Below are 7,500 nucleotides of genomic sequence, written 5' to 3'. Positions count from 1 at the left end.
TGCTGTTTTCGAACTACGAATTAACGTAATAACTTCATCAAGATGGTCTAGAGCAATTCTTAATCCTTCTAAAATATGAGCACGCGCCTCTGCCTTTTCTAATTCATAAGCAGTACGTCGACGAATTACTACCTTCTGATGCTCCAAGTAATGATATAAATTTTGTTTTAAATTCAATACTTGTGGCTCTCCATTTACAAGAGACAACATATTAATACCGAAACTTGTTTGAAGTGCTGTATGTTTATATAGATTATTTAATAGTACATTAGCATTGGCATCACGACGTACTTCCATAACAATACGCATACCGTTTCGATCTGACTCATCACGTAAGTCCGTAATACCTTCAATTTTCTTATCACGAACTAATTCCGCAATTTTTTCAATTAATCGCGCCTTATTAACTTGATAAGGTAGTTCAGTTACGAGAATAGATTGTTTACCATTTGACTTCTCTTCAATTTCAACTTTAGCTCGAAGCATAATAGAGCCTCTACCTGTTTCATATGCTCTTCGAATCCCACTTCGTCCCAAAATTAAACCTGCTGTTGGAAAATCTGGTCCTGGAATAAACTCCATTAATTCCGCAATAGTAATGTCAGGATTATGGCTTAGTGCCAATACGCCATCAATTACTTCACCAAGTTGATGCGGCGGAATGTTTGTTGCCATACCAACTGCAATACCCGTCGTACCATTCACTAATAGATTAGGGAAACGCGCTGGCAATACAATTGGCTCTCTTTCAGAACCATCATAGTTATCTTGATAATCAATCGTATTTTTTGAAATATCACGTATTAATTCCATAGAAATCTTAGACATTCTTGCTTCTGTATAACGCATTGCTGCTGCTGAATCACCATCAACAGAACCAAAGTTACCATGTCCATCAACAAGCATATAACGTTGACTAAAATCTTGCGCCATACGTACCATCGTCTCGTAAACAGCTGAATCACCGTGAGGGTGATACTTACCGATTACTTCACCGACAATACGGGCTGATTTCTTATACGCTTTATCAGCTGTAATTCCTAAATCATTCATCGCATATAAAACCCTACGATGCACAGGTTTTAATCCATCACGAACATCTGGTAATGCACGAGATACGATAACACTCATTGCGTAATCTAAAAATGAAGTACGCATTTCATGACTAATATTAATTTCTCGAATTCGTGCTTGTTGTTGATTGTCTGACATCAACGAGCACCTCCTCTTACATTTCCGTTACACATACATTGATTTATATGTAGAAGACAGGAATACTTAGATTCCTGTCATTACTCATTTAAATATCAAGGTTTTTCACGTATTTTGCATTTTCTTGGATAAAGTTACGACGCGGCTCTACTTTATCTCCCATTAAAATTTCAAATGTTTCATCCGCTTCAATTGCATCTTGAAGAGAAACTTGAAGTAATGAACGTACTTCTGGGTCCATTGTCGTCTCCCATAACTGAGTTGGATTCATTTCCCCTAGACCTTTATAACGCTGAATCCCTGGCTTAGGTTGTGCTGGTAATTCCGCTAAGATTTTTTCAAGTTCCTTATCGTTGTAAGCATATTGAATTTTCTTACCTTGTTGTACTTTAAACAAAGGTGGCTGTGCAATATATATATATCCACACTCAATTATTTGACGCATATAACGATAGAAGAACGTTAATAATAGGGTACGAATATGCGCACCATCAACATCGGCATCGGTCATAATAATAACTTTATGATAGCGTGCTTTTTCAATATCAAAGTCTCCGCCGATATTTGTACCGATCGCCGTAATAATTGTACGAACTTCATCATTTGATAAAATCTTATCTAAGCGTGCCTTTTCAACATTAATAATTTTACCCTTCAGCGGTAAAATTGCTTGGAAATGACGATCGCGCCCTTGTTTCGCAGATCCACCCGCAGAGTCACCCTCTACGATATAAATTTCACTAATTGCTGGATCTTTAGAAGAACAGTCTGCCAATTTCCCTGGTAAACTTGAAACTTCTAAAGCACTCTTTCGGCGAGTTAACTCACGAGCCTTTTTAGCTGCTACACGTGCACGGGCTGCCATCGTCCCTTTATCTATAATTTTACGTGCGACATTTGGATTTTCCAGTAAGAACTTTTCAAATGCCTCTGAGAATACTGACTCTGTAATTGTTCTTGCTTCACTATTTCCAAGTTTCGTCTTCGTTTGTCCTTCGAATTGTGGGTTCGGATGTTTAATTGACACAATCGCTGTTAAACCTTCACGAACATCTTCACCAGTTAAATTACTATCCGCATCTTTTAAAATATTATTTTTACGACCATAATCGTTGATCACGCGAGTTAAGGCAGTTTTAAATCCTACCTCATGCGTACCACCTTCATACGTATGAATATTATTTGTAAATGAGTAAATATGATTTGTATATCCTTCGTTATATTGAAGCGCAACTTCAACCTGAATACCATCTTTTGAACCTTCTACATATACAGGTTCTTCATGAATTGGTTGTTTTGAACGATTTAAATGTTCAACATATGATTTAATTCCACCTTCATAGTGAAACTCTTTCTTTTGCTTATGTTCACGCTTATCTTCAATTGTTAATTTAATATTACGATTTAAAAATGCCAACTCACGCATACGAGTCGCTAACGTATCAAATTCATATTCTGTCGTCTCTTTAAAAATCTCTGGGTCCGGCTTAAAGCGAGTTATTGTTCCAGTTTTATCTGTATCACCGATGACTTTTAAATCCGCAACCGGAATACCTCTTTCATACTTCTGATAATGGATTTTCCCATCACGATGTACAAATACTTCTAGTTCTGTTGATAAGGCATTTACAACAGATGCACCAACACCATGCAAACCACCAGAAACCTTATAACCGCCACCGCCAAATTTACCTCCGGCGTGAAGGACAGTCATGATAACTTCTACAGCAGGACGTCCCATTTTTTCTTGTATACCAACTGGAATACCACGTCCATTATCCGTTACAAGAATACTATTATCTTCTTCGATACTAACGTTAATTTCATCACAATACCCTGCAAGTGCTTCATCAATACTATTATCGACGATTTCCCACACAAGATGGTGAAGTCCTTTTCCACTTGTAGATCCAATATACATCCCAGGGCGTTTTCGAACCGCTTCTAATCCCTCAAGTACCTGTATCTGACTTTCATCATATGAGTTTTCTTCCATTTGCTTTTGTTCCATTGACACAAAGATCACCTACTTTTCCATTTAAATAGGGATTACGCCCTATCTATTTCACAATCTACCGTGCCGTTCGTTACATGAATTGTTTTCGCTTCTTTTAATGTTTCGTGTTCAATTCCGTCGACACTCGTCGTTGTCACAAATGTTTGCACTTTTCCTTGAATTGTATTTAACAGGTGCGATTGACGATAATCATCTAATTCTGATAATACATCATCCAATAAAAGAATCGGATATTCCTTAACTTCTGAGTAAATCAATTCAATTTCAGCTAATTTTAGGGACAGTGCGGTCGTTCGTTGTTGTCCTTGCGAACCAAAGACTTGAACATTTTTACTGTTAACGAAGAATTGTAAATCATCACGATGAGGACCAATTAAAGTCGTACCACGGAAAATCTCACGTTGTTTCACAGATTGAAAATTTTCATAGTATACTTCTTTTATTTTCGACAAATCCATTGATTCTGATACATCTACACTTGGTTTATAGACAATTTCTAATTCTTCTAATCCACGGCTTATACCACGATGAATTGGAGCTGCCCATTCTTGTAGTAAATGCAAAAATTCAAACCGTTTTTGCAATATTTTTGCACCATGCTCAATAAGTTGAAGTGTAAATACATCCAACATCGTTTCCTCATTCTTACTATTCCCTTGCATCTTTTTCAGCAAGTGATTTCGTTGCGTGAGCACCTTTTGATATTGACTCAATTCATACAAATAGACTGGAGCTATTTGACCTAATTCCATATCTAAAAAGCGTCTTCTTACTTGAGGGCTTCCTTTTACAAGATTTAAATCTTCTGGGGCAAACATGACAACATTCATCATGCCAATATATTGACTCAATTTTTGTTGTTCAAGTTGATTTAATTTTGCCTTTTTACCTTTTTTCGAAATATTTAATTCCAAAGACAAAGAACTATTTCTCTTTTGTAATTTCCCTTTAATTTGACCGAAATCTTCATCCCAGCGGATAAGCTCGCGATCATTAGAGGTTCTATGAGATTTCGCCATCGCTAAAACGTAAATAGCTTCCATCAAATTCGTTTTCCCTTGCGCGTTTTCACCGATAATCACATTCACTTTATCTTCAAAGGAAAGCTCTAACTTTTCATAATTGCGATAGTTTTTTAATTGTATTTCTGAAATAAACAAAGGGCTCCCCCTTTATGCCTGAACTTGGAAACTTCCGCTTCCTGGAATTTCAATAATATCGTTCGCATATAATTTGCGACCTCTTCTATTTTCAAGTTCTTGATTCACGTACACTTCATATTCCTGTAAAAACCATTTTACAGCGCCACCTGTATCAATTACATCAGCTAACTTTAAAAATTGTCCTAGTGTAATATACTCTGTTGAAATTTTAATACGTTTCATAAAATCGCTCACTTTCTGAAAGTGTTCATTCTTTCATTGTACTAAATAAACTAGCATTAGGAAAGTAATACCCAAAAATCAAATAAGGGCTACTAGTATCTGAAAACTAGCAACCCTTACTTCTTACTTAGTAAGTACGAACCGGTAAAATTAATTGAATAATGGACTCATCATTTACTGTACGAATTAAGAATGGTCTCATTGCGCCAGTAAAGCTAATTTTAATTTCAGTACTATCTAAAGCTTTTAGTGCATCCATCATATATTTTGCACTAAAAGATATTTTTAACTCTTCCCCGTCTACTTTTTCACATTGAACTTCTTCTACTACTTTCCCGATTTCTGGTGAATTGGAGGAAATTTCTAGCATTTCTTGTTCTAAAGTTGATAATTTCACAACATTATTACGACCATCTCTTGCTAATAGAGATGCACGATCAATTGCTTGTAAAAATTCTTTTGTATTTACAAAAATATCTGTTTTACTCTCGGCTGGAATTAAACGAGTTGTATCGGGATAATTACCTTCTAATAATCTTGAGAAGAATAATAAATGCTTTGTACGGAATAATACTTGATACTCCGTAATAACGATATCTACCATTTCTTCAGACTCATCTAGAATTTTGCTTAATTCATTTAAGCTTTTACCTGGAATAACAACATTCGCTTGGAATTCATCTGAGATTCCTTCGATTTTTGCTTTTCGAAGAGCCAACCTGTGGCTATCTGTAGCAATGCAAGTTAATTCGCTGTTATATACTTTCCAGTTTACACCTGTCAAGATCGGTCTTGTTTCAGAAGTGGAAACTGCAAATACAGTTTGTCTGATCATATGTTTCAGTAAATCTGTTGGAATCTTAAAAACATGATGTTCTTCAATTTGTGGTAACAATGGATATTCAGCAGAATCTAAGCCATTTAAATTAAACTCTGATTTTCCAGAAATTATTTTTGTCATAAAATGATTTTCCACAGAAATTTCGACAGTCTCTTTAGGTAATTTTTTTACAATCTCACTAAAATATTTTGCTTGTAAAATAATACTTCCTGATTGTGCTACTTCTACGATTTCTTTTCCATCGTCTTCAACTGGGATAAAAGATTCAATAGAAATATCAGCATCGCTTCCTGTTAACGTTACTCCTTCTTCCGTAGCGACAACTTTAATTCCTGTAAGGATCGGAATTGTTGTACGAGAAGAAACAGCCTTCATTACATCTTGTACACTTCTTACAAGATAGTCTTTTTGTATTGTAAAACGCATAAAGAAAAACCTCCGGTAAGTATAATATTTTATTTAATTAATAAAGATAAAAAATAGTAGTAATAGTAATAGGTCCTGTGGATATGTGGATAACCCCATTGAAGGATGTAAAAACAGTCTATCTACATGTGGATAGACTGTGCATAAAACAAGGGAAGTTATTCACACTATTCAGCTACTACTTTAAAATATCGTTAATTTCTTCAACTTGCTTTTGTAATTGCGTATCCGTTTTAAGTAGCTTAGAAATTTTTTCATGAGCATGGATAACTGTTGTATGATCACGTCCACCAAATTCTTCACCTATTTTAGGTAAGGAGTAATCTGTAAGTTCGCGCGATAAATACATTGCAATTTGGCGAGGGAAGGCAACTGATTTTGTTCGCTTTTTCGCCTTGAAATCTTCCAGTTTTATTTGATAAACATCCCCGACAGCTTTTTGAATATCATAAATAGAGATAATTTTTGGTTTAGAATTTGGAATAATATTTTTAAGTGCTTCAGCTGCTAAATCAGCATTAATATCTTTGTTAATTAAAGATGAGTAAGCTACAACTCGGATGAGTGCACCTTCTAGTTCACGAATGTTTGAATCAATTTGATTTGCAATATAAAGCATAACCTCATTTGGTATATCGAGTCCTTCAGCCTTTGCTTTTTTACGTAAAATTGCAATTCGTGTTTCTAAATCTGGTGGCGTAATATCCGTAATGAGTCCCCATTCAAAGCGAGAACGAAGACGATCTTCTAAAGTTGGAATTTCTTTTGGTGGCCGATCACTTGAAATTACAATTTGTTTACTTTCTTCGTGTAATGCATTGAATGTATGGAAAAACTCTTCTTGAGTTTGTTCTTTTCCTGCTAGAAATTGAATATCATCTATCAATAAAACATCTACATTACGGTATTTATTACGAAAATCGACCGCTTTATTATCACGAATAGAATTAATGAATTCATTTGTAAATTTTTCTGATGATAAATATACAACCTTCGCGTTTGGGTTATGTTCAATTACATAATGACCAATTGCATGCATTAAATGAGTCTTTCCGAGTCCAACTCCCCCGTAAATAAAGAGGGGATTATATGCTTTAGCTGGCGCTTCGGCTACGGCCAATGAAGCAGCGTGAGCAAAACGGTTACCAGAGCCAATAACAAATGTATCAAACGTATATTTTGGATTTAGCATACTCTGTGGTAAATGATTAGAATCATCTTGTGCTGAATTTGGTTTAGAAGGAGGAAGATCAATCTCCTCTTCAGCCTGACTTTGGGGAATAATAAAGCGAATAGCTAATTTTGCCCCCGTTAAATCATAAAGTGTTTCCGAAATTAGCTCTGAATAATGAGATTCTAACCAATCACGAGCGAATTCATTTGGAGCCGTAATTGTTAATACGTCTTTCTTTAAATTATGTGCGGTTGTTGATTTTAACCATGTTTCATAACTTGGTTTACTGACCTTTTTTTCTAGTTCTTTTAAGGCGCTGTTCCATAAATCAGAGATGTTTTCCAAAGGTGTCCCTCCTTTACTAAGATGGTAAAAGAATAAGGTTGCGCAACAAATGTACAACCTAAATAAATATAAAATGTATATTTATACGAAACGTATTTTA

General features: G+C 35.3%; 6 protein-coding genes (1 of these 6 only partly in view). All 6 read right to left on the bottom strand.

Annotated elements, in window-relative coordinates:
- On the bottom strand, positions 1-1,212 hold the beginning of the coding sequence (gyrA, locus tag KZZ19_RS00030; RefSeq protein WP_001282859.1) for a DNA gyrase subunit A. Its footprint begins 1,260 nt before the window's first position; 1,212 of the gene's 2,472 nt are visible here — the first part of the coding sequence; it begins with the start codon at positions 1,210-1,212; its stop codon lies beyond the left edge, outside the window.
- Between the two features lie 88 nt (positions 1,213-1,300).
- Positions 1,301-3,223 carry a DNA topoisomerase (ATP-hydrolyzing) subunit B gene (gene gyrB, locus KZZ19_RS00025; RefSeq protein ID WP_088098613.1) on the bottom strand — a complete coding sequence of 641 codons (1,923 nt, stop codon included), beginning with the start codon at positions 3,221-3,223 and terminating at the stop codon, positions 1,301-1,303.
- A 38-nt stretch (positions 3,224-3,261) separates the two neighbouring features.
- Complete coding sequence (gene recF / locus KZZ19_RS00020) at positions 3,262-4,389, bottom strand: DNA replication/repair protein RecF (RefSeq protein WP_000470743.1); 1,128 nt, start codon at positions 4,387-4,389, stop codon at positions 3,262-3,264.
- A gap of 12 nt (positions 4,390-4,401) precedes the next feature.
- Entirely contained in the window at positions 4,402-4,614 is a 213-nt protein-coding gene (gene yaaA / locus KZZ19_RS00015) for a S4 domain-containing protein YaaA (RefSeq protein WP_000821366.1), read from the bottom strand.
- A gap of 127 nt (positions 4,615-4,741) precedes the next feature.
- Complete coding sequence (dnaN, locus tag KZZ19_RS00010) at positions 4,742-5,881, bottom strand: DNA polymerase III subunit beta (protein WP_088098612.1); 1,140 nt, start codon at positions 5,879-5,881, stop codon at positions 4,742-4,744.
- A gap of 178 nt (positions 5,882-6,059) precedes the next feature.
- A complete protein-coding gene (gene dnaA / locus KZZ19_RS00005) occupies positions 6,060-7,400 on the bottom strand; it encodes a chromosomal replication initiator protein DnaA (RefSeq protein ID WP_000428027.1) in 1,341 nt (446 codons plus the stop codon).
- Positions 7,401-7,500 lie beyond the last annotated feature (100 nt).

This window comes from Bacillus thuringiensis (assembly GCF_022095615.2).
Classification (GTDB): Bacteria; Bacillota; Bacilli; order Bacillales; family Bacillaceae_G; genus Bacillus_A; species Bacillus_A cereus_AG.
The sequence above is the reverse complement of the archived record's forward strand: the minus strand, read 5'-3'. Positions and strand labels throughout refer to the sequence as shown.

Excerpts from the sequence above, each read along its gene's own strand:
- gyrB (WP_088098613.1), bottom strand. The coding sequence starts at position 3,223 with ATGGAACAAAAGCAAATGGAAGAAAACTCATATGATGAAAGTCAGATA.
- yaaA (WP_000821366.1), bottom strand. The coding sequence starts at position 4,614 with ATGAAACGTATTAAAATTTCAACAGAGTATATTACACTAGGACAATTT.
- dnaN (WP_088098612.1), bottom strand. The coding sequence starts at position 5,881 with ATGCGTTTTACAATACAAAAAGACTATCTTGTAAGAAGTGTACAAGAT.